18 protein-coding genes are annotated in these 20,597 nt (G+C 61.5%); 15 read left to right on the forward strand and 3 right to left on the reverse strand.

Annotated elements, in window-relative coordinates; translation table 11 throughout:
• The first annotated feature begins 128 nt into the window (after positions 1–128).
• From MRY17_RS05885 to MRY17_RS05950, 14 genes are all read left to right on the forward strand, one after another.
• The gene (locus MRY17_RS05885) at positions 129–1,751 is read left to right on the forward strand and encodes a methyl-accepting chemotaxis protein (RefSeq protein WP_181284100.1); all 1,623 of its coding nucleotides are present in this window, start codon (positions 129–131) and stop codon (positions 1,749–1,751) included.
• Positions 1,751–2,263 (forward strand): chemotaxis protein CheW, encoded by a 513-nt coding sequence (locus tag MRY17_RS05890; protein WP_181284099.1) that lies wholly within the window; start codon positions 1,751–1,753, stop codon positions 2,261–2,263. Before MRY17_RS05885 ends, MRY17_RS05890 begins: the two co-directional genes overlap by 1 nt.
• A complete protein-coding gene (locus MRY17_RS05895) occupies positions 2,260–3,516 on the forward strand; it encodes a CheR family methyltransferase (RefSeq protein ID WP_243353431.1) in 1,257 nt (418 codons plus the stop codon). Before MRY17_RS05890 ends, MRY17_RS05895 begins: the two co-directional genes overlap by 4 nt.
• Positions 3,513–4,214, forward strand: coding sequence for a chemotaxis protein CheW (locus tag MRY17_RS05900; RefSeq protein ID WP_243353432.1), 702 nt, complete (start codon positions 3,513–3,515; stop codon positions 4,212–4,214). The genes MRY17_RS05895 and MRY17_RS05900 overlap by 4 nt, the downstream gene beginning before the upstream one ends.
• On the forward strand, positions 4,211–6,484 hold the full coding sequence (locus MRY17_RS05905) for a hybrid sensor histidine kinase/response regulator (protein ID WP_243353433.1): 2,274 nt from the start codon (positions 4,211–4,213) through the stop codon (positions 6,482–6,484). Before MRY17_RS05900 ends, MRY17_RS05905 begins: the two co-directional genes overlap by 4 nt.
• Positions 6,481–7,488, forward strand: a complete 1,008-nt coding sequence (locus MRY17_RS05910; protein ID WP_181284095.1) for a chemotaxis response regulator protein-glutamate methylesterase — start codon at positions 6,481–6,483, stop codon at positions 7,486–7,488. Before MRY17_RS05905 ends, MRY17_RS05910 begins: the two co-directional genes overlap by 4 nt.
• A 52-nt stretch (positions 7,489–7,540) precedes the next feature.
• Positions 7,541–8,542, forward strand: coding sequence for a response regulator (locus MRY17_RS05915; protein WP_243353434.1), 1,002 nt, complete (start codon positions 7,541–7,543; stop codon positions 8,540–8,542).
• A 213-nt stretch (positions 8,543–8,755) separates the two neighbouring features.
• A protein-coding gene (prfB, locus tag MRY17_RS05920) for a peptide chain release factor 2 (RefSeq protein WP_124357308.1) occupies positions 8,756–9,851 on the forward strand; the annotation gives its coding sequence in 2 pieces (ribosomal slippage) (positions 8,756–8,827 and positions 8,829–9,851; 1,095 coding nt in all).
• Positions 9,852–9,912: 61 nt separating this feature from the next.
• A complete protein-coding gene (lysS, locus tag MRY17_RS05925; protein ID WP_243353435.1) occupies positions 9,913–11,415 on the forward strand; it encodes a lysine--tRNA ligase in 1,503 nt (500 codons plus the stop codon).
• 106 nt (positions 11,416–11,521) lie between these two features.
• Positions 11,522–12,238, forward strand: coding sequence for a TetR/AcrR family transcriptional regulator (locus MRY17_RS05930; RefSeq protein WP_243353436.1), 717 nt, complete (start codon positions 11,522–11,524; stop codon positions 12,236–12,238).
• 35 nt (positions 12,239–12,273) lie between these two features.
• Entirely contained in the window at positions 12,274–13,551 is a 1,278-nt protein-coding gene (locus tag MRY17_RS05935; protein WP_057723241.1) for a flavohemoglobin expression-modulating QEGLA motif protein, read from the forward strand.
• Between the two features lie 55 nt (positions 13,552–13,606).
• Positions 13,607–14,512 carry an alpha/beta hydrolase gene (locus MRY17_RS05940; protein ID WP_243353437.1) on the forward strand — a complete coding sequence of 302 codons (906 nt, stop codon included), beginning with the start codon at positions 13,607–13,609 and terminating at the stop codon, positions 14,510–14,512.
• Positions 14,509–14,835, forward strand: a complete 327-nt coding sequence (locus MRY17_RS05945) for a hypothetical protein (RefSeq protein WP_181284091.1) — start codon at positions 14,509–14,511, stop codon at positions 14,833–14,835. Before MRY17_RS05940 ends, MRY17_RS05945 begins: the two co-directional genes overlap by 4 nt.
• A gap of 166 nt (positions 14,836–15,001) precedes the next feature.
• Positions 15,002–15,373, forward strand: a complete 372-nt coding sequence (locus MRY17_RS05950; RefSeq protein ID WP_181284090.1) for a hypothetical protein — start codon at positions 15,002–15,004, stop codon at positions 15,371–15,373.
• Positions 15,374–15,897: 524 nt separating this feature from the next.
• Here MRY17_RS05950 and MRY17_RS05955 read toward each other — a convergent pair.
• From MRY17_RS05955 to MRY17_RS05965, 3 genes are all read right to left on the reverse strand, one after another.
• Positions 15,898–16,683: an OmpA family protein gene (locus tag MRY17_RS05955; protein WP_181284089.1), complete on the reverse strand. Its 786-nt coding sequence runs from the start codon at positions 16,681–16,683 to the stop codon at positions 15,898–15,900.
• 56 nt (positions 16,684–16,739) lie between these two features.
• Entirely contained in the window at positions 16,740–17,165 is a 426-nt protein-coding gene (locus tag MRY17_RS05960) for a DUF4398 domain-containing protein (protein ID WP_057723235.1), read from the reverse strand.
• Positions 17,166–17,446: 281 nt separating this feature from the next.
• Positions 17,447–17,791: a pilin assembly protein gene (locus MRY17_RS05965; RefSeq protein ID WP_124422627.1), complete on the reverse strand. Its 345-nt coding sequence runs from the start codon at positions 17,789–17,791 to the stop codon at positions 17,447–17,449.
• Between the two features lie 163 nt (positions 17,792–17,954).
• On the opposite strand from MRY17_RS05965, the gene ppc reads away from it, so the two are divergent.
• The gene (ppc, locus tag MRY17_RS05970) at positions 17,955–20,582 is read left to right on the forward strand and encodes a phosphoenolpyruvate carboxylase (RefSeq protein ID WP_243353438.1); all 2,628 of its coding nucleotides are present in this window, start codon (positions 17,955–17,957) and stop codon (positions 20,580–20,582) included.
• Positions 20,583–20,597: the final 15 nt, after the last annotated feature.

Below are 20,597 nucleotides of genomic sequence, written 5' to 3' on the forward strand. Positions count from 1 at the left end.
GGCTCAACTGCCAGGGCGCCTGCCGCAAGGGTGGCGCTGGCTCCGGGTGTCCCCGCAAACCGTTGGTTAATACACGCCATCGCTCAGCTATACTCCCCTCCATTTGAATGGCCCTGCGAGGAATTACTGTGAAGAACTGGACCCTGCGCCAACGGATTTTGGCGAGCTTCGCGGTCATTATCGCGATCATGCTGCTGATGGTCGTGCTCTCGTATTCGCGCCTGTTGAAAATCGAAACCAGCGCAAACCTGGTCCGGGATGATGCCGTGCCGGGCGTGTTTTTCAGTTCGATGATTCGCAGCGCGTGGGTCGACAGCTACCTGCAAACCCAGGAGTTGGTCGGGATCCACAAGAACCAGGGCATTTCCGAAGACGACAAGCAGGACTACAAGTCTTTCGAGGCGCGCCTTGAGAAGTACATGGCCGATTACGCGAAAACGATCAATTTTACTCAGGATCGCAGCGACTTCGATGCCTTCGAAAAACTGCACCAGCGCTACAATCAAGCGCTCAGCCAGGTGCTTGAGGCGCAGCAGGGCAACAACGCCGCCGAGGCACTCCGGTTGTTCAACGAGCAGCTGACACCCACCTGGGTCGCAGGTCGTGCGAAACTCAATGACATCATCAGCGAGAATAAACAGGTCTCCGATGACGCCACCGCCGCCATCGATAATGCCGTCGGGGCGGCGAAAGTCAGCATGGGCGTTTCGCTGCTGCTGGCGATTCTTGCCGCGGCGCTATGTGGCCTGCTGCTGATGCGCGCAATCACGGCGCCGATGAAGCGCATCATCGATATCCTCGAAACCATGCGCACCGGCGATCTGAGCAAGCGCCTGAACCTGGAGCGCAAAGACGAATTCAACGCGGTCGAAACCGGCTTCAACGACATGATGACCGAGCTGACCGCGCTGGTTTCCCAGGCGCAGCGCTCCTCGGTGCAGGTCACCACGTCGGTGACCGAGATTGCCGCCACCTCAAAGCAGCAACAGGCCACCGCTACCGAAACCGCAGCCACCACCACTGAAATCGGCGCTACATCCCGAGAAATCGCCGCCACCTCCAAGGACCTGGTGCGCACCATGACCGAAGTGTCCACCGCCGCCGACCAGGCGTCGGTCGCCGCGGGGTCCGGTCAACAGGGCCTGGCCCGTATGGAAGAAACCATGCATTCGGTAATGGGCGCCGCTGACCTGGTCAACGCCAAACTGGCGATCCTCAATGAGAAGGCCGGCAACATCAATCAGGTGGTGGTGACCATCGTCAAAGTGGCTGACCAGACCAACCTGCTGTCCCTCAACGCCGCCATCGAGGCCGAGAAAGCCGGTGAGTACGGGCGCGGTTTTGCCGTGGTCGCCACCGAAGTACGCCGTCTGGCCGATCAGACCGCCGTCGCGACGTACGACATCGAGCAGATGGTGCGCGAGATCCAGTCGGCGGTGTCGGCAGGCGTGATGGGCATGGACAAGTTCTCCGAAGAAGTGCGCCGAGGCATGTTCGAGGTGCAGCAAGTGGGTGAGCAACTGTCGCAAATCATCCACCAGGTGCAGGCCCTCGCGCCGCGGGTGTTGATGGTCAATGAAGGCATGCAGGCCCAGGCCACCGGCGCCGAGCAGATCAACCACGCGCTGGTACAACTGGGGGATGCCAGCAGCCAGACCGTCGAGTCCCTGCGCCAGGCCAGCTTTGCCATCGATGAACTGAGCCAGGTTGCGGTGGGTCTGCGCAGCGGCGTGTCGCGTTTCAAAGTCTGATGAGCGACTTCGCGGCTAAGCGCGGCGCCGTCCCGGCAGCGAAAAAGGCGTTGTTCCTGGTGTTCCACATCGGCAGTGAACGCTTTGCCCTCAAGGCCACGGAAGTGGTCGAAGTGCTGCCGCGCCTGCCGCTCAAACCCATCGCCCAGGCACCTGTGTGGGTGGCGGGCATCTTTGCCCATCGCGGCGCGCTGGTGCCGGTGATCGACCTGAGCGCACTGACCTTCGGTACGGCGGCCCAGGCCCGCACCAGCACGCGGCTGGTGCTGGTCAGTTATCAGCCACAACCCTGGAGCCAGGCGCGGTGGCTGGGGCTGATTCTGGAACAGGCCACCGACACCCTGCGTTGCGACCCCGCCGAGTTCCTGCCCTATGGCCTGGATAACCGCCAGGCACCCTATCTGGGGCCGGTGCGCGAAGATGCGCTGGGCTTGATGCAGTGGATTGGCGTGGCCGAGCTGTTGACCGACGACGTGCGCGCGCTGCTGTTTTCCAGCGAGTTGAGCCTATGAGCAATGATCCGCGCTTCTCGGCCTTTCTGAAGGAACGCATCGGCCTGGACGTCGCGTCGGTGGGCGAGGCGATCATCGAGCGCGCGGTGCGCCAGCGTTGCCAAGTGTCCCAGGTGCCCACAGCGGACGCCTATTGGCAGCTCCTGCAAAGCTCCCACGATGAGCAGCAGGCGCTGATTGAAGCGGTGATCGTTCCAGAGACCTGGTTTTTCCGCTACCCCGAGTCCTTTGCGACCCTGGCGCGCCTGGCCCATGCACGCCTGGCCGAGATCAAGCAGATGCGTGCGTTGCGCATTCTGAGCCTGCCGTGTTCCACCGGCGAAGAACCCTATTCGATTGCCATGGCCCTGCTCGACGCGGGCCTGGCGCCGCACCAGTTCAAAGTGCAAGGGATGGACGTCAGCCCGCTGTCCGTGGAGCGTGCCCGTCGCGGTGTATACGGCAAGAACTCTTTTCGCGGCGCCGATCTCGAATTCCGTGACCGGCATTTCACTGAAGACGGCGGTGCCTATCGCATTGCCGACCGGGTGCGCGAACAAGTGCGCCTGCACGTTGGCAACTTGCTTGACCCGGCGCTGCTGGCCAACGAGCCCAGCTACGATTTTGTGTTCTGTCGCAACTTGCTGATCTATTTCGACCAGCCCACCCAGCAGCAAGTCTTCGATGTGCTCAAGCAATTGACTCACGTGGACGGCGTGCTGTTTATCGGCCCGGCCGAAGGCAGCCTGCTGGGACGTCATGGCATGCGTTCGATTGGCGTGCCGCAATCCTTTGCGTTCAGTCGGCATGTGGAGTCGGCCGCGCCAGCCCCGGTATTTGTACCGATGCCGGCGGCCCCGCCGAAGCGCGGTGCGGCGCCGATAGCGCTCAAGCCGCGCCCGTTCAGCACGGTCAGTGCCCAGGCACCGCTCAAGGCGCCGCACACGGAGGCCGGGGAGTTGCTCAACCAGATCGCCACCTTGGCCAATGAGGGTAAAAGTGCCGAGGCCCGCGCTGCCTGCGAGCGCTATTTGGGCAGCCATCCGCCGGTCGCCCAGGTGTTCTACTGGCTGGGCCTGCTCAGCGATGTGGCCGGCAGTGCTCCGCAAGCCCAAGGGTATTACCGTAAAGCCTTATACCTGGAACCGCAGCATCCTCAGGCCTTGATGCACCTGGCCGCGTTGCTTGAGTCCCAGGGCGACAGTGCGGGGGCGCGTCGTTTGCAGGCGCGTGCCGTGCGTAGCGAGCGAGCCGACAGTGAGTCCAAACGATGAGTAGCCCTGACGCGCTGGATACCGCAGGCCTGGACCTGACCCTGGCCGACACCCAAGCCATCGACGATTGCTGGAATCGCATCGGCATTCATGGCGACAAATCCTGCCCCTTGCTGGCGCAGCATATCCATTGCCGTAACTGCTCGGTGTATTCCGCCGCAGCCACACGCCTGCTCGACCGCTATGCACTGCAGCAGGACGAGCGTCCCGCACAAGCCGCCGGCGAGCTGGATAACCAGGTGGTCACCCGCTCGTTGCTGATGTTCCGCCTCGGCGAAGAATGGCTTGGCATCGCCACCCGGTGCCTGGTGGAAGTGGCGCCGTTGCAACCGATCCACTCCTTGCCGCACCAGCGCTCCCGGGCATTGCTGGGCGTGGCCAACGTACGCGGCGCGTTGGTGGCCTGCCTGTCGCTGGTGGAACTGCTCGGCCTGGACAGCACCTCTAACGGCGCCACCGGCGGTCGCATCATGCCGCGCATGCTGATCATTGCCGCGCAGGATGGCCCGGTAGTCGTGCCGGTGGACGAAGTGGATGGCATCCATGCCATCGATGAGCGCACCTTGAGCGCCGCGTCGGCCTCCGGTACCCAGGCCAGCGCGCGTTTCACCCAGGGCGTATTGCAATGGAAAGGCCGTAGCCTGCGTTGGCTGGACGAGGCTCAATTGCTGTTCGCCGTGACCCGGAGCCTTGCATGACCCCCGACCAGATGCGCGATGCCTCGCTGTTGGAACTGTTCAGCCTGGAAGCCGATGCGCAGACCCAGGTGCTCAGTGCAGGCCTGCTGGCCCTGGAGCGCAACCCGACCCAGGCCGACCAGCTCGAGGCCTGCATGCGTGCGGCGCACTCGCTCAAGGGCGCGGCGCGGATTGTCGGCGTGGACGCTGGCGTCAGCGTGGCCCATGTCATGGAGGACTGCCTGGTCAGCGCCCAGGAAGCACGCTTGTACCTGCAGCCCGAACATATCGACGCGTTGCTGCAGGGCACGGATTTGCTGATGCGCATCGCCACCCCGGGCAATGACGTGGGCACGGCGGATATCCAGGCCTATGTGGCGCTGATGGAGCGCCTGCTGGACCCGTCGCAGCCCACCGCCATGCTCGCGCCGAAACCCGAACCGGCTCCCATGCCTGTGATCGAAGTGCAGCCGCCCGAGCCTGAACCTGCGCCCGCCGTCATCAGCGAGCCGCCGCGCCAGGGCAAACGCATGACCGAAGGCGGAGAGCGCGTGCTGCGGGTCACGGCCGAACGCCTTAACAGCCTGTTGGACCTGTCCAGCAAATCGCTGGTTGAAACCCAGCGGCTCAAGCCTTACCTGGCCAGCCTGCAGCGTCTCAAGCGCCTGCAAAGCAACAGCCTGCGCACCTTGGATACGCTGGAGGGTCATCTCAAGGTCGTCGACTTGAACCTGGAGGCCCAGGAGGCCCTGGCCGATACCCGCCGCTTGTTGAGTGAAGCCCAGGCGTTGCTGGCGCAGAAGAACGCCGAGCTGGACGAATACGGCTGGCAGGCCGGCCAGCGCGCTCAAGTGCTTTACGACACCGCGCTGGCTTGTCGCATGCGCCCGTTTGCCGATGTGCTGGCCGGGCAGGTGCGCATGGTGCGTGACCTCGGCCGCAGCCTGGGCAAGCAGGTGCGCCTGGAGATCGAGGGCGAAAAAACCCAGGTCGACCGCGACGTGCTGGAAAAGCTCGAGGCGCCACTCACGCATTTATTACGCAATGCCGTCGACCACGGCATCGAAATGCCCGAGCAGCGGCTGCTGGCGGGCAAGCCGGCGGAAGGCTCGATTCGCCTGCGCGCGTCCCATCAAGCCGGGCTGCTGGTACTGGAGTTGAGCGATGACGGTAACGGCGTCGATCTTGAGCGTCTGCGCGGCACCATTGTCGATCGGCACCTGTCCCCCGTGGAAACCGCGTTGCGCCTGAGCGAGGAAGAACTGCTGACGTTCCTGTTCCTGCCGGGGTTCAGCCTGCGCGACAAGGTGACCGAAGTGTCCGGTCGCGGGGTGGGCCTGGATGCGGTGCAACATATGGTGCGTCAATTGCGCGGCGCGGTGGTGCTGGAGCAGACGGCGGGGCAGGGCAGTCGCTTTCATCTGGAAGTGCCGTTGACCTTGTCGGTGGTGCGCAGCCTGGTGGTGGAGGTCGGTGAAGAGGCCTACGCTTTCCCTCTGGCGCACATCGAACGCATGTGCGACCTGGCGCCCGAGGACATTGTGCAACTGGAAGGTCGCCAGCATTTCTGGCACGAGGGCCGGCATGTCGGCCTGGTCGCCGCCAGTCAGCTGTTGCAGCGTCCGCCGGGCCAAACCCCTTCGGATACCTTGAAAGTGGTGGTGATCCGCGAGCGCGATGCGGTGTATGGGATCGCCGTGGAACGCTTTATCGGTGAACGCACCCTGGTGGTATTGCCGCTGGATGATCGCCTGGGCAAGGTCCAGGATATTTCCGCCGGCGCCTTGCTCGACGATGGCTCGGTGGTCCTGATCGTCGACGTGGAAGACATGTTGCGCTCGGTGGACAAGTTGCTCAACACCGGTCGCCTGGAACGTATCGCCCGGCGCACCCAGCAGGCCACCGAGGCACCGCGCAAGCGGGTGCTGGTGGTGGACGACTCGCTGACCGTGCGTGAGCTGCAACGCAAGTTGTTGCTCAATCGCGGTTATGAAGTGGCCGTTGCGGTCGATGGCATGGATGGCTGGAACGCGCTGCGTTCCGAGGATTTCGACCTGCTTATCACTGACATTGATATGCCCCGCATGGACGGTATTGAATTGGTCACACTCTTGCGCCGAGACAGTCGCCTGCAATCGTTGCCGGTGATGGTGGTTTCCTATAAGGATCGTGAAGAGGACCGACGTCGAGGCCTCGACGCCGGTGCCGACTATTACCTGGCCAAGGCCAGCTTTCACGACGATGCCTTGCTCGACGCCGTGGTTGAATTGATCGGGGGCGCCCGGGCATGAGGATCGCGATCGTCAATGACATGCCCCTTGCCGTCGAGGCGTTGCGGCGTGCCTTGAGCTTCGAACCCGCCCATGAACTGGTGTGGGTGGCCAACAACGGTCTGGAAGCGGTGCAGCGCTGTGCCGAACGGGTCCCGGACCTGATCCTGATGGACCTGATCATGCCGGTAATGGACGGCGTGGAGGCCACGCGGCAGATCATGGCCGAGACCCCATGCGCGATTCTGCTGGTGACCGTCGACCGCCAGGCCAATATGAGCCGGGTGTTCGAAGCCATGGGCCACGGCGCCCTGGATGTGGTGGACACCCCGGCGCTGGGCGTGGGCAACCCCAGGGATGCGGCTGCGCCGTTGTTGCGCAAGATTCTCAACATCGGCTGGCTGATCGGCCAGCGCGGTAGCCGTGTGCGCGCCGAAACCGTGCCTGAGCGCAGCACCGGCAAACGCCAGAGCCTGGTGGCTATCGGTTCTTCGGCGGGCGGCCCGGCGGCCCTGGAAGTGCTGCTCAAGGCTTTGCCCCGGAACTTTCCCGCCGCCATCGTGCTGGTCCAGCATGTGGACCAGGTGTTCGCCGCCGGCATGGCCGAGTGGTTGAGCAGTGCGTCCGGCCTGCCGGTGCGTCTGGCCCGAGAGGGTGAGCCGCCGCAAAGCGGCGTGGTCTTGCTGGCCGGTACCAACCACCATATTCGCTTGTTGAAAAATGGCACGCTAGCCTATACCGCAGAGCCGGTGAACGAGATCTACCGGCCCTCCATCGACGTGTTTTTCGAAAGTGTCGCCAGCCACTGGAACGGTGACGCCGTTGGCGTACTGCTGACCGGCATGGGACGCGATGGCGCCCAGGGCCTGAAGTTGATGCGCGAACAAGGATATTTGACCATCGCCCAGGACCAGCAGAGTTCGGCGGTGTATGGCATGCCCAAAGCGGCGGCGGCGATTGACGCCGCTGTTGAAATTCGCCCACTGGACAGAATTGCGCCGCGATTGCTGGAGGTCTTTGCATGATCGAAAATCTCCCGCCGTGCTGGTTTGCAGGCAGTAATTCAGGTGACCGCACATGAATGATTTACAGCTCGACGACTTCAAGACCGACGAAAACGCCGCCATGGTGCTGCTGGTCGACGACCAGGCCATGATCGGAGAAGCCGTGCGGCGCGGCCTGGCCCATGAAGAAAACATCGATTTCCACTTTTGCGCCGACCCGCACCAGGCGATCGCCCAGGCGATTCGCATCAAGCCGACCGTAATCCTGCAGGACCTGGTCATGCCCGGCCTCGACGGCCTGACCCTGGTGCGCGAATACCGCAATCACCCGGCCACGGCGAATATCCCGATCATCGTGCTTTCCACCAAGGAAGACCCGCTGATCAAGAGCGCAGCGTTTGCGGCCGGGGCCAACGATTACCTGGTCAAGCTGCCGGACAATATCGAACTGGTGGCGCGCATTCGCTATCACTCGCGCTCCTACATGACCCTGTTGCAGCGCGACGCGGCTTACCGCGCATTGCGGGTCAGCCAGCAACAGTTGCTGGACACCAACCTGGTGCTGCAACGGCTGATGAACTCCGATGGCCTGACCGGGCTGTCCAATCGTCGTCACTTCGACGAATACCTGGAACTGGAATGGCGCCGTGCCATGCGCGACCAGACCCAGCTCTCCTTGCTGATGATCGATGTGGACTTCTTCAAGACCTACAACGACAGCTTTGGCCACGTCGAGGGTGACGAAGCCTTGCGCAAAGTCGCCAGCACCATCCGCGAAGCCAGCAGCCGTCCTTCCGACCTGCCGGCACGCTATGGCGGCGAAGAGTTCGCGCTGGTGCTGCCCAACACCTCGCCGGGCGGTGCGCGGCTGGTGGCTGAAAAGCTGCGCATGGCGGTGGAGGCCTTGAAAATCCCGCATATCGCGCCGACTGAAGGTTCGAGCCTGACCATCAGCATTGGCTTGTCGACCTTGACGCCGGTGCAAGGTACCGATTGCCGCCAGCTGATCATGGCGGCGGACAAGGGTCTGTATATGGCCAAGCACAATGGGCGCAACCAGGTCGGCATCGAATAACCCAAGGCCAGCGCGAAGCCAAATGTGGGAGGGGGCTTGCCCCCGATAGCGGTGTGTCAGTTACAACTTCATTGGCAGACAGACTGCCATCGGGGGCAAGCCCCCTCCCACATGTGGAACGCTCCGCCTTTTCAGCCGGGTGGACTGCCGTTTCCAGGCGTTTGCCGTTATACTCGCCGGCTTTCAAAAGTTCGCCAACGAGTGCTGCCCGCCATGGAAATCAACCCGATCCTTAACACCATCAAGGACCTGTCCGAGCGCTCCGAAACTATTCGGGGGTATCTTTGACTACGATCAAAAGCATGAGCGTCTGACCGAAGTCAATCGCGAGCTTGAAGATCCGAGTGTCTGGAACAAACCTGAGTACGCCCAGGAACTGGGTCGCGAGCGTGCTGCGCTGGCGCAGATCGTCGACACCCTCGACGAACTGAACACCGGCCTGGCCGACTGCCGTGACCTGCTGGACATGGCCGTCGAAGAAGATGACGAAGGCGCAGTGGGCGATGTCGTCGCCGAGCTGGCCCGTCTCGAGGAAAACCTCGCCAAGCTTGAATTTCGCCGCATGTTCAGCCACGAAATGGACCCGAACAACGCCTACCTGGATATACAGGCCGGTTCCGGCGGCACCGAGGCCCAGGACTGGGCCAACATCCTGCTGCGCATGTACCTGCGCTGGGCCGACAAGCGCGGTTTCGAGGCGACCATCATGGAACTGTCCGCCGGTGAAGTCGCCGGCATCAAGGGCGCGACCGTGCACATCAAGGGTGAATACGCCTTTGGCTGGCTGCGTACCGAGATCGGCGTGCACCGCCTGGTGCGCAAGAGCCCGTTCGACTCCGGCAACCGTCGCCACACGTCGTTTTCCGCCGTTTTCGTCTCGCCAGAGATCGACGACAAGGTGGAAATCGAGATCAACCCGGCCGACCTGCGCATCGACACCTATCGCTCCTCCGGCGCCGGTGGCCAGCACGTAAACACCACCGACTCGGCGGTACGTATCACTCACGTACCGACCAACACCGTGGTCAGCTGCCAGAACGAACGTTCCCAGCACGCCAACAAGGACACCGCCATGAAAATGCTGCGGGCCAAGTTGTACGAGCAGGAAATGCAGAAGCGCAACGCCGCTTCCCAGGCGCTGGAAGACACCAAGTCGGACATCGGCTGGGGACACCAGATTCGTTCTTATGTACTGGATGCGTCGCGGATCAAGGATTTGCGCACTAACATCGAACGCAGCGACTGCGACAAGGTGCTCGACGGTGATATCGACGAATACCTGGAAGCCAGCCTGAAATCGGGGCTGTAAAGATTGTAGGCGATCCCCGGCCACAGGCCGGGGACAACGAACCTGATGGATAATTTAAGACATGAGCGACCAACAACTCGACCCGCAAGCCCTGCAACAGGAAGAAAACTCCCTGATCGCCCTGCGCAAGGAAAAGCTGGCTGCCGAGCGCGCCAAGGGTAACGCCTTCCCCAACGACTTCCGCCGCGACAACTACTGCGATGCCCTGCAGAGGCAGTACGCGGACAAGACCAAGGAAGAGCTGGCAGAAGCGGCGATCCCGGTCAAGGTGGCAGGTCGCATCATGCTCAACCGTGGCTCGTTCATGGTGATCCAGGACATGACCGGACGCATCCAGGTCTACGTCAACCGCAAGACCCTTTCCGAAGAAATCCTGGCCTCGGTGAAAACCTGGGACATGGGCGACATCATCGCGGCCGAAGGCACCCTGGCCCGTTCCGGCAAGGGCGACCTGTATGTCGAGATGACCAGCGTGCGCCTGCTGACCAAGTCGCTGCGCCCGCTGCCGGACAAGCACCACGGCCTGACCGACACCGAGCAGCGCTACCGCCAGCGCTATGTTGACCTGATCGTCAACGAAGACGTGCGCCAGACCTTCCGCGTGCGTTCGCAGGTCATCGCCCACATCCGCAGCTTCCTGGCCCAGCGTGACTTCCTGGAAGTGGAAACGCCGATGCTGCAGACCATCCCCGGTGGCGCCGCGGCCAAGCCGTTCGAAACCCACCACAATGCGCTGGACCTGCCAATGTTCCTGCGCATCGCGCCGGAGCTGTACCTCAAGCGCCTGGTGGTCGGCGGCTTTGAGAAGGTGTTCGAGATCAACCGCAACTTCCGTAACGAAGGCGTCTCGACCCGTCACAACCCTGAATTCACCATGTTGGAGTTCTACCAGGCCTACGCCGACTACGAAGACAACATGGACCTGACCGAAGAACTGTTCCGCGAACTGGCGCAGTTGGTGCTGGGCAGCACCGACGTGCCCTACGGCGACAAGGTGTTTCACTTTGGCGAACCGTTCGTGCGTCTTTCGGTGTTCGACTCGATCCTCAAGTACAACCCTGAGCTGAGTGCTGACGACCTGAACGACATCGACAAGGCCCGTGCCATCGCCAGGAAAGCCGGGGCCAAGGTGCTGGGCTTCGAAGGCCTGGGCAAGCTGCAGGTGATGATTTTCGAAGAACTGGTGGAGCACAAGCTGGAACAGCCGCATTTCATTACCCAGTACCCGTTCGAAGTGTCGCCGCTGGCCCGTCGCAACGATGACAACCCGAACGTCACCGACCGTTTCGAACTGTTCATTGGCGGCCGTGAAATCGCCAACGCCTACTCCGAGCTCAACGACGCAGAAGACCAGGCCGAACGCTTCATGGCCCAGGTGGCCGACAAGGACGCCGGGGATGACGAAGCCATGCACTACGACGCCGACTTCGTACGGGCCCTGGAATACGGCATGCCGCCCACCGCCGGTGAAGGTATCGGCATCGATCGCCTGGTGATGCTGTTGACCAACTCGCCGTCGATCCGCGATGTGATCTTGTTCCCGCACATGCGGCCACAAGCGTAACCGTCGCGAAATCCGAAGCCGCCTTTTATAAGGCGGCTTTTTTATGTGGCGTTTACTCGCGTCAAAAAAACAGCGCCAGGTTTTGTTCTATTCAAGGATGTGTGTGGTGAACCGCGTAATGGCTCAAGAAGGCGCCGCCGGCATTGCCGCTGCCGTGGCTGAAAGCGTCCCGTACCAGGGCCGCAAGGCCAGCCGCCGGGGCAGCGAACAACGCCGGCAAGACATTCTCGATGCGGCCATGCGCATCGTGGTCCGCGACGGGGTACGTGCCGTACGTCACCGAGCCGTGGCGGCGGAAGCCGGCGTGCCATTGTCGGCCACCACCTACTACTTCAAGGACATCGATGACCTGCTTACCGACACCTTCGCCCAATACGTCGAACGCAGCGCCGCTTTCATGGGCAAGCTGTGGGTGCGCAACGAAGGCCTGTTGCGCGAAATGGTCGCCTACGGTGACGGCAGCCCGGCGGCGCGCTCGCAGTTGGCCGATGACATTGCGCGGTTGACCGCCGACTATGTACAGCGCCAACTGATCAACCGTCGCGACTACCTGATGGCCGAGCAGGCCTTTCGCCAGGAAGCCTTGTTGAATCCGCGCCTGGCCGAACTGGTACGCTCCCACCAACAGATTCTGTTGCAAGGCACCGGGCAGTTTTTCCAGGTATTGGGCTCCCGCGAGCCTCAGCAGGATGCCAAGGTGTTGACGGCGATTATCAGTCGGATGGAATATCAGGGGCTGTTAGGCAGCGCAGAGCCGCTGACCGGGGACGAAATGCTGGAGATACTCAAGCGTTACATGCACTTGGTGTTGGCTTCAGTCTGATACCGCAAACGCCACGTTCAAAGAGGAAGCACCGGGTGGACGATTACCAGCAGACGATACGCAGCCTGTCCGATCGCATTGTGCTGGCGCAAACGCCGATCCGCGTCCTCGACGCCGTGAAGTGGGACGAGAACATTCGTCAGGGCTTTCTCAAGGCCAAGGGCAAGGCCATGCCCGCCGTGGATCGCGATTACTACCTGAACCGGCCGTTGTCGTTCGATTCAAGCGCGGTCAAGCTGGAGTTCCAGAACATCGAGCGCGACATTACCCGCCGCCTCGGCCAGTTCAGCCCGGTGGGGCAGATCATGCGCCGCATGTGCCGGGAGTACCGCATGGTCGTGCGGATGCTCGAAGCCCGTGGCACCGAGGACTTCGGCCTGATCTCCCAGGAACTCTACGGAGCCGCTTCCGATGCTTTCCACGCCGGTGACCCGACCCTCGCGGACCTGGGCCTGATGCTCTCGGACTACCTGAACAATATCGATGGCCGTGGCGACCTCAAGGACGAAGCCAAGACCCTGACCGCCAAGGACGCCGTCGCGTTGCTGCAGACACGTTTGAACAAGGTGTTCGGCGAGGCTGAAGAGACCATCCGCGTATTCGAGTCCGATGGCATCGTTGCCGACGCAGCAGCGGGCGCCGACTACATCAAGATCCGCGCCGACGCGATGTTCAACGACCGTGACGTGCGCGCCCTGGAAGTGCACGAAGGCCTGGTGCACGTGGGCACCACCCTCAATGGCCAGAACCAGCCGATCTGCACGTTCCTGTCGAAGGGGCCGCCCTCGTCCACCGTGACCCAGGAAGGCCTGGCGATTCTGATGGAAATCATCACGTTTGCCTCCTACCCCAGCCGGCTGCGCAAATTGACCAACCGCACCCGCGCCATCCATATGGTGGAGGAGGGCGCCGATTTCCTGCAGGTGTTCGAGTTCTTCCGTGAGCAGGGCTTTGAAATGGCGGAAAGCTACGGCAACGCCAGTCGGGTGTTTCGTGGCTCGGTGCCGACAGGTCTGCCGTTCACCAAGGATCTGTCCTATCTCAAGGGTTTTATCATGGTCTACAACTACATTCAGTTGGCCGTGCGCAAGGGCAAGCTGGAGCAGGTGCCGTTGTTGTTCTGCGGCAAGACCACGCTCGAAGATATGCGCACCCTTCGCCAACTGGTCGACGAAGGCCTGGTGGTGCCCCCCAAGTACCTGCCCGAACAGTTCCGCGACATGAACGCACTGGCGGCGTGGATGTGCTTTTCCAACTTCCTCAATCATTTGAGCCTGGACCGGATCGAGGCGGACTACTCCAATATTCTTTGACCGGACGGGGTCTCCAAGGTCCGCCCATTTCAACTCACTCACGAGGCTTCAACGGATGAGAATCCTCGGCATTCTGTGCCTGCTACTCACATTGAACGGCTGCAGCTCCCTGCTGTTCTACCCGGAGCCCGGTCTGCCATTCACGCCGGAAAAAGCCCACCTGGCGTATCGCGACGTCACCCTCACCACCGCCGACGGCGTGAAACTGCACGCCTGGTGGCTGCCGGCCAAGCCTGGCGTACCCCTCAAAGGCACGGTGCTGCACCTGCACGGCAACGGCGGCAACCTGGCCTGGCATTTGGGCGGCAGTTGGTGGTTGCCGGAGGAGGGCTACCAGGTACTGTTGCTCGACTATCGCGGTTATGGGCTTTCGCAGGGCAAGCCGTCATTGCCGGCGATCTATCAGGACGTGGACGCTGCTTTCAGCTGGCTGGATCAGGCGCCCGAAGCCCAGGGCCGGCCGCTGGTGGTGCTTGGCCAGAGCCTGGGCGGCGCCTTGGCGGTGCATTATCTGGCGGCTCACCCCGAGCGCCAGTCTCGGCTCAAGGCCCTGGTATTGGACGGTGTGCCTGCCAGTTATCGTGACGTGGGACAATTTGCCCTGAGCACTTCCTGGGTAACATGGCCGTTGCAGGTCCCTCTGTCCTGGCTGGTGCCTGACGCCGACAGCGCGATCAACGCCATGCCCCGACTGACAGGCGTGCCCAAATTGCTGTTTCACAGCCTGGATGATCCGATCGTGCCCGTGTCCAACGGCATCCGCCTGTATCAAGCGGCGCCACCGCCCAGGGTGCTGCAGCTGACGCGAGGCGGGCATGTGCAGACGTTTGCCGACAAGACCTGGCAAACCGTCATGCTGCGTTACCTGGATGACCCACAGCATTTCAACGGCCTGCGGCGTCTGGGCGAAATTCCGAATTACCCCGTATCCAAAGTCGACCCATCAGAGAGTCCGCAATGAGTGAAGAGCGCAACATGATCCCGCTGATTCTCACGGGGATCGGCACCATTATCGGCACGGTCGGTTGCTTGTGGTACTACGGTTACCTGCACTTCGCCAAGCCGGAAGATGCACTGCTGCTCAGTGAGTTCACGATGCTCAAGACCGTGCCGGGTGAGGACTACAAAGTCTCGTTGACCCCCGCCGCTCAAGTGGCGCAGTGCGTCGAGGGTGTGCTGGTGATGTTCGATACCGACCAGAAGGGCCTGAGCGGCGTACTGGTGAACAACAAGAAACAGGCCGTGCGGTGCATGGGGCAGGAAACCCCGCAACTGCAACAGTGAATTCTGCCTCCCTGGCGTGGGAAACCATCCTTGTCTTTACAGACTATTGATTTGACGCATGTCGGCCCCTGAGCAGTCCGGAACCATCCTGGCTCTCCCACCACTGATTATTCACTGATTGGCAAGGCTGATCGGTCCATTAATTCACAGGTTGGAGTTAGCATTTATGGCAGGAATCAACGGTATCTCGGGCGGCGCAAACATGGGTGGCGCGAATGGCATGAATGGTGGGAGTAACGCCAGCAATATTCAGGGAGGTCCTCAACACGGCGACAATCAGCAGATCAAGAATCTGCAAAACCAAATCAAGCAGTTGGAGGACAAAAAAAGTAAAGGCGGCCTTAGTAATGAAGAAGAAGATCTTCTTCAGAAATTGATAAAGATGCTACAGGAATTGATGGGAAAACAAGGCGCGCAGGGCGCTCAAGGTGCGGAAGGTGCGGAAGGTGGCCAAGGCGGCCAAGGCGGCGGGCAGAGCGCGGGCCAGGGCCCGATCCCGCAGCCGGACTATCAAGGTGCGGGCCCGATCGGCGGCTGATCAAAGCCCCTGGAAAAAGCCGCCCATAGAGGTAATGCCGCCTCTGTAGGAGCGAGCTTGCTCGCGAAAAACGTCAACGATAACGCGTGTTTCCTGATTGAACGCGGCGCCCGTGAGTTTTTCGCGAGCAAGCTCGCTCCTACAAAAAACCTTAACTGAACCGCATTAGCCCATAGAGGCGGTTTTTATGATGTATTAGATATCCGGTCGTCGCCCTCGGCAGGAATGCCTGGAACCTTATTTCGTCGCAAACCACACACGTGTGTGACTCATACGGTTTGGGGCGAGGATGGAACTCAAGATTCCACTAGTGGAAAGATTGGCGCTTATGGTAAGACACCATAGGGAGGTCGAGGCAATGCAAGCCGCTAAAGCCGCTCGCCGGACCAAGCGCGACAGCCAGATGGACAGTCAGGGGGACGAGCAGATTCAAATGCCAGCTGATGATAACGGTCGAACCATCAAGTTCGACTAGCCAAAAAAAACCCACCATAAGGTGGGTTTTTTTACGCCGCTTCAATCAATCAGTTAGCAACGGACGAGCGCGGCTTGACTGGCTGGTTGTCGTTGGAAATGGTCACTTCGACGCGACGGTTCATCGCACGGCCGGAGACGCTGCCGTTGTCGGCAACCGGGTATTCCTTGCCGTAGCCCTGGGTCACGATGCGCGAAATGTCCACGCCTTGCTGTGCCAGTGCGCGCTGTACAGAAGCTGCGCGGCGCTCGGAGAGGCTCTGGTTGTACGAGTCGGAACCGGTGCTGTCGGTGTAGCCTTCGACGATCACTTTACGGTCCGGGTTGTCGCGCAGGAACTGAGCCAGCTTGGTGATGTTGACCAGGCCGCTGGATTTGAGATCGGACTTGTTGGTGGCGAACAGCACGTCACCGAACGTCACCAGGGTGCCGCGATCGGTTTGCTTGGCGTTCAAGCTGTCTTGCAGTTGCTTGATCTGCGCGTCACGGGCGTCCAGCAGGGCGCGGGCACGTTCGTCGCCAGCATTTTTCAGCTTGGCTTCGGATTCACGCAGGGTAATGGTGTCTTTGGCTACTTCGACACGCTGGTTGGTCAAGTAGGCCAACTGGTCGACTTTCTTCTCGTCTTCCTTGTCGCGGTAGGCCTTGTCTGCCTTGTCCAGCCATTCGCTGGCGTCTTTGGTTTCCAGGGCTGCGAGCTTGGTCGCCTGAGGGTTGGTCTGCAGGGACGTGAAGTTGGTCCGTGCGTTTTCCAGATTCGCGTTCGGCGGGGTGGAGCAGGCTGCCAGGGCAACGCTCATCGCCAACAGGGCAGGGATCATCAATTGTTTACGCATAGTCGTGTCGTCCTTTCAATTCGATATCAGGTGCGATGCATTCAAGGGGCAGCGGCTTACTTCTGCTGAATAGCCGCCGGGCGCATGCCTTCCTTACGCAACTCGTCAACTGCTTTCTGGGAATCCTTCACCGCTTGCTCAGCCTTGGCGGCCTGGGCTTTACGCTCAGCAACACGAGCATCCCACTCGGCTTGTTCAGCCAGCATGCGGGCTTTGTCGTAGTTCTTGTCGTGCATGGCGATTTCAGCTTCTTTGAGCTTGTCCTGGGCCGACTTCATTTCCACGGCTGCGAACTCGGTGCCGCCGGCGCTGACCGCGCTGTTGACCGCAGACTGGGTCACTGCGTACTGCTCGGTCGGCGGGTTACCGGCGCAACCTGCCAGAAGGAAGCTGGTGCCGATTGCCAGCGCGGCCAATTTAAGCCCGCGCAGGTGGTTAAACGAGGATTTGGCAGTGCTGGTCTTCATCGTCTTCAACTCCATTGGATTACTCCTGAAAAACATCAAAATCCATCTTGGTGGCCGTTTGCGGGCCCGGCGGTAAAGCACATGACGCCAGTTCAAACGAGCGTTCCAAGTGATGGCTTACTGGCTGTGACCGGAGGCTTTTTTCAAAAGTTCAGCGGAGATGGCGATTTGCCTAAAAAAATAACTGACTGATCGGTCAGCTATGGAAAATTGGAACTTTCGCCACGCGCAGCGGTATTCCGAGCTGCTGAAAGGCCCGGAATACAAGGGTTGAATTGACTTCAGTAAAGGAGCAGTCAGTGCTTCTGTTCGTCAGCGCCGGCTGACAAATCATGCAGATGGCGGCGCGACAGCGTCAGAAATCGTGGCGTGGGTCCGACGTCTTCATACAGCGGATCGCCTTCCTCGTCGGTGGCAATCACCTGCTGGCCCTTGACGTAAGGGAAGCTGGCTTCCAGCTCTTCCAGGGCGGCGCCGATCAGCTCGCCGAGCAGTTCTTCGGCGTGACGCTTGGGGTACATCTCGGCCAGGGCCGCCAGTCTCGCGGCGGCCTCCACATCCAGATGAATCGCATATTCGGTTTTGGTCAATTGACCCTTGGCGGTCTCTTCCCAATGCTGGGGCAGGTCTCGAATTTTCATGGCAACCTCAATAATGAGTGTCCAGCCGCCGGTGTGCATAACGCGGCGACTTGATGTTGAGACTAGCTGGAAGCGGCAAGGTTTAAAGTGTCTTGTCAGAAACCTGCGCCGACGGCACTCTGGAACACCTGCGCGTCCCGGATTTCTGGCTGGAGATTGGCTGATGAGTGATATCGATGCACGCTTGCGTGAGGATGTTCACCTGCTGGGTGAACTGTTGGGCAACACCATTGCAAAGCAATACGGCGATGAATTTCTCGACAAGATCGAGCAGATCCGTAAGGGCGCCAAGGCTGACCGGCGCGGCGCGGGCGATGAGCTCAGCGCGAGCCTGAATCAGCTCAAGGAAGACGAACTGCTGCCTGTGGCGCGAGCCTTCAACCAGTTCCTCAACCTGGCCAATATTGCCGAGCAGTACCAGTTGATTCACCGGCGCGATGAGTCGCAGCCGGCGCCCTTCGAGTCGCGCGTGTTACCGGAACTCTTGGCGCGCCTGCAAAGCGAAGGCCACAGCGATGAATCCCTGGCCCGCCAATTGGCGGGATTGCAGATTGAGCTGGTGCTCACCGCCCACCCTACCGAGGTCGCACGTCGTACCCTGATCCAGAAGTACGATGCGATCGCCGCGCAACTGGCGCTGCAGGATCACCGTGATCTCACCCGTGCCGAGCGCGAGCAAATCCGTGAACGTTTGCAACGCTTGATCGCCGAGGCCTGGCACACCGAGGAAATCCGTCGCGTGCGGCCCACCCCGGTGGATGAAGCCAAATGGGGCTTTGCAGTCATCGAGCATTCCTTGTGGCAAGCCATCCCGAATTATCTGCGCAAGGCTGACCAGGCCTTGCATGCCGCCACCGGTTTGCGTCTGCCGCTTGAGGCCGCGCCAATTCGATTTGCCTCGTGGATGGGGGGTGACCGTGACGGCAACCCGAACGTCACGGCACCCGTCACCCGTGAAGTGCTGTTGCTGGCGCGCTGGATGGCGGCGGATCTGTACCTGCGCGATGTCGATCAACTCGCCGCCGAGCTGTCCATGCAGCAGGCCAATGCGGCATTGCAAGCCCAGGCGGGAGACAGCGTCGAACCCTACCGCGCGGTGCTCAAACAGTTGCGCGAACGTCTGCGCGCCACGCGCCAGTGGGCTCATTCCTCGTTAAAGGAAAATACACCGGCACCGGCGCAGGTGTTGCAGGACAATCGCGACCTGCTCGGTCCGCTGCAGCTGTGCTATCAGTCGCTGCATGAGTGCGGCATGGGCGTGATCGCCGACGGCCCGTTGCTCGATTGCCTGCGCCGCGCCGTGACCTTTGGCCTGTTCCTGGTGCGCCTGGACGTGCGCCAGGATTCCGCTCGCCACGCGTCGGCCATGAGCGAAATCACCGATTACCTGGGCCTTGGACGTTATGAGGACTGGGACGAAGAAACGCGCATCGACTTCCTGAACAAGGAACTGGGCAATCGTCGACCGCTGCTGCCGGGTTATTTCGAGCCCTCGGCGGACACGGCGGAAGTCCTGAACACCTGCCGGGAGATCGCCGCTGCGCCGGCCGCGTCGCTGGGCTCCTATGTGATTTCCATGGCCGGCGCCGCCTCGGATGTACTCGCGGTGCAGTTGCTGCTTAAAGAGTCGGGCGTGCAGCGGCCGATGCGCGTGGTGCCGCTGTTCGAGACCCTGGCTGACCTGGATAACGCCGGGCCGGTGATGGAGCGGCTGTTGCAACTGCCGGACTATCGCGCGCGGCTGCAAGGCCCGCAGGAAGTGATGATCGGCTATTCGGACTCGGCCAAGGACGCCGGCACCACCGCCGCCGCCTGGGCGCAGTACCGGGCGCAGGAGCGCCTGGTGGAAATCTGCCGTGAGCAACAGGTGGAGTTGCTGTTGTTCCACGGTCGTGGTGGCACCGTCGGCCGCGGCGGTGGCCCGGCGCATGCGGCGATCCTGTCGCAGCCGCCGGGCTCGGTGGCGGGGCGGTTCCGCACCACCGAGCAAGGCGAGATGATCCGCTTCAAGTTCGGCCTGCCGGACATTGCCGAGCAGAATCTCAACCTCTACCTGGCTGCGGTGCTCGAAGCCACGCTGTTGCCACCGCCGCCGCCGGAACCGGCCTGGCGTCATTTGATGGACGAATTGGCGGCCGACGGTGTCAGCGCTTACCGGGCGGTGGTGCGGGAAAATCCGCAGTTTGTCGAGTATTTCCGCCAGTCCACACCGGAGCAGGAGCTGGGCCGTTTGCCACTGGGTAGCCGCCCGGCCAAGCGGCGCGCCGGCGGTATTGAAAGTCTGCGCGCGATTCCCTGGATCTTCGGCTGGACCCAGACGCGCTTGATGCTGCCCGCCTGGCTTGGCTGGGAAGCGGCATTGAGCAAGGCCCTGGCGCGCGGCGAGGGTGAGTTGCTTGGGCAGATGCGTGAGCAGTGGCCGTTCTTCCGTACGCGCATCGATATGCTGGAAATGGTGCTGGCCAAGGCCGACGCCGATATCGCCCGCCTCTACGACGAGCGCCTGGTGCAGCCCGAGTTGCTGCCGTTGGGCGCGCATTTACGCGACCTATTGTCGCAGGCCTGCGAGGTGGTGCTTGGCCTGACCGGCCAGTCGCAACTGTTGGCCCACAGCCCGGACACCCTGGAGTTCATCCGCCTGCGCAACACCTACCTTGACCCCTTGCATCTGTTGCAGGCTGAGTTGCTCGCACGCTCGCGCCAGCGCGAAGCGGCACAAGACAGCCCTCTGGAACAGGCGCTGCTGGTGTCCGTGGCCGGTATTGCCGCAGGTCTGCGCAATACCGGTTAAGGTTTTTCGCGTGTT

The organism is Pseudomonas orientalis, assembly GCF_022807995.1.
Classification (GTDB): domain Bacteria; phylum Pseudomonadota; class Gammaproteobacteria; order Pseudomonadales; family Pseudomonadaceae; genus Aquipseudomonas; species Aquipseudomonas orientalis_B.

Coding starts and splice junctions, on each gene's coding strand:
- MRY17_RS05890 (WP_181284099.1), top strand. CDS start 1,751: ATGAGCGACTTCGCGGCTAAGCGCGGCGCCGTCCCGGCAGCGAAAAAG.
- MRY17_RS05945 (WP_181284091.1), top strand. CDS start 14,509: ATGAGTGAAGAGCGCAACATGATCCCGCTGATTCTCACGGGGATCGGC.
- lysS (WP_243353435.1), top strand. CDS start 9,913: ATGAGCGACCAACAACTCGACCCGCAAGCCCTGCAACAGGAAGAAAAC.
- MRY17_RS05910 (WP_181284095.1), top strand. CDS start 6,481: ATGAGGATCGCGATCGTCAATGACATGCCCCTTGCCGTCGAGGCGTTG.
- MRY17_RS05960 (WP_057723235.1), bottom strand. CDS start 17,165: ATGGAGTTGAAGACGATGAAGACCAGCACTGCCAAATCCTCGTTTAAC.
- MRY17_RS05965 (WP_124422627.1), bottom strand. CDS start 17,791: ATGAAAATTCGAGACCTGCCCCAGCATTGGGAAGAGACCGCCAAGGGT.
- MRY17_RS05900 (WP_243353432.1), top strand. CDS start 3,513: ATGAGTAGCCCTGACGCGCTGGATACCGCAGGCCTGGACCTGACCCTG.
- MRY17_RS05905 (WP_243353433.1), top strand. CDS start 4,211: ATGACCCCCGACCAGATGCGCGATGCCTCGCTGTTGGAACTGTTCAGC.
- MRY17_RS05940 (WP_243353437.1), top strand. CDS start 13,607: ATGAGAATCCTCGGCATTCTGTGCCTGCTACTCACATTGAACGGCTGC.
- ppc (WP_243353438.1), top strand. CDS start 17,955: ATGAGTGATATCGATGCACGCTTGCGTGAGGATGTTCACCTGCTGGGT.
- MRY17_RS05955 (WP_181284089.1), bottom strand. CDS start 16,683: ATGCGTAAACAATTGATGATCCCTGCCCTGTTGGCGATGAGCGTTGCC.
- MRY17_RS05915 (WP_243353434.1), top strand. CDS start 7,541: ATGAATGATTTACAGCTCGACGACTTCAAGACCGACGAAAACGCCGCC.
- MRY17_RS05950 (WP_181284090.1), top strand. CDS start 15,002: ATGGCAGGAATCAACGGTATCTCGGGCGGCGCAAACATGGGTGGCGCG.
- MRY17_RS05895 (WP_243353431.1), top strand. CDS start 2,260: ATGAGCAATGATCCGCGCTTCTCGGCCTTTCTGAAGGAACGCATCGGC.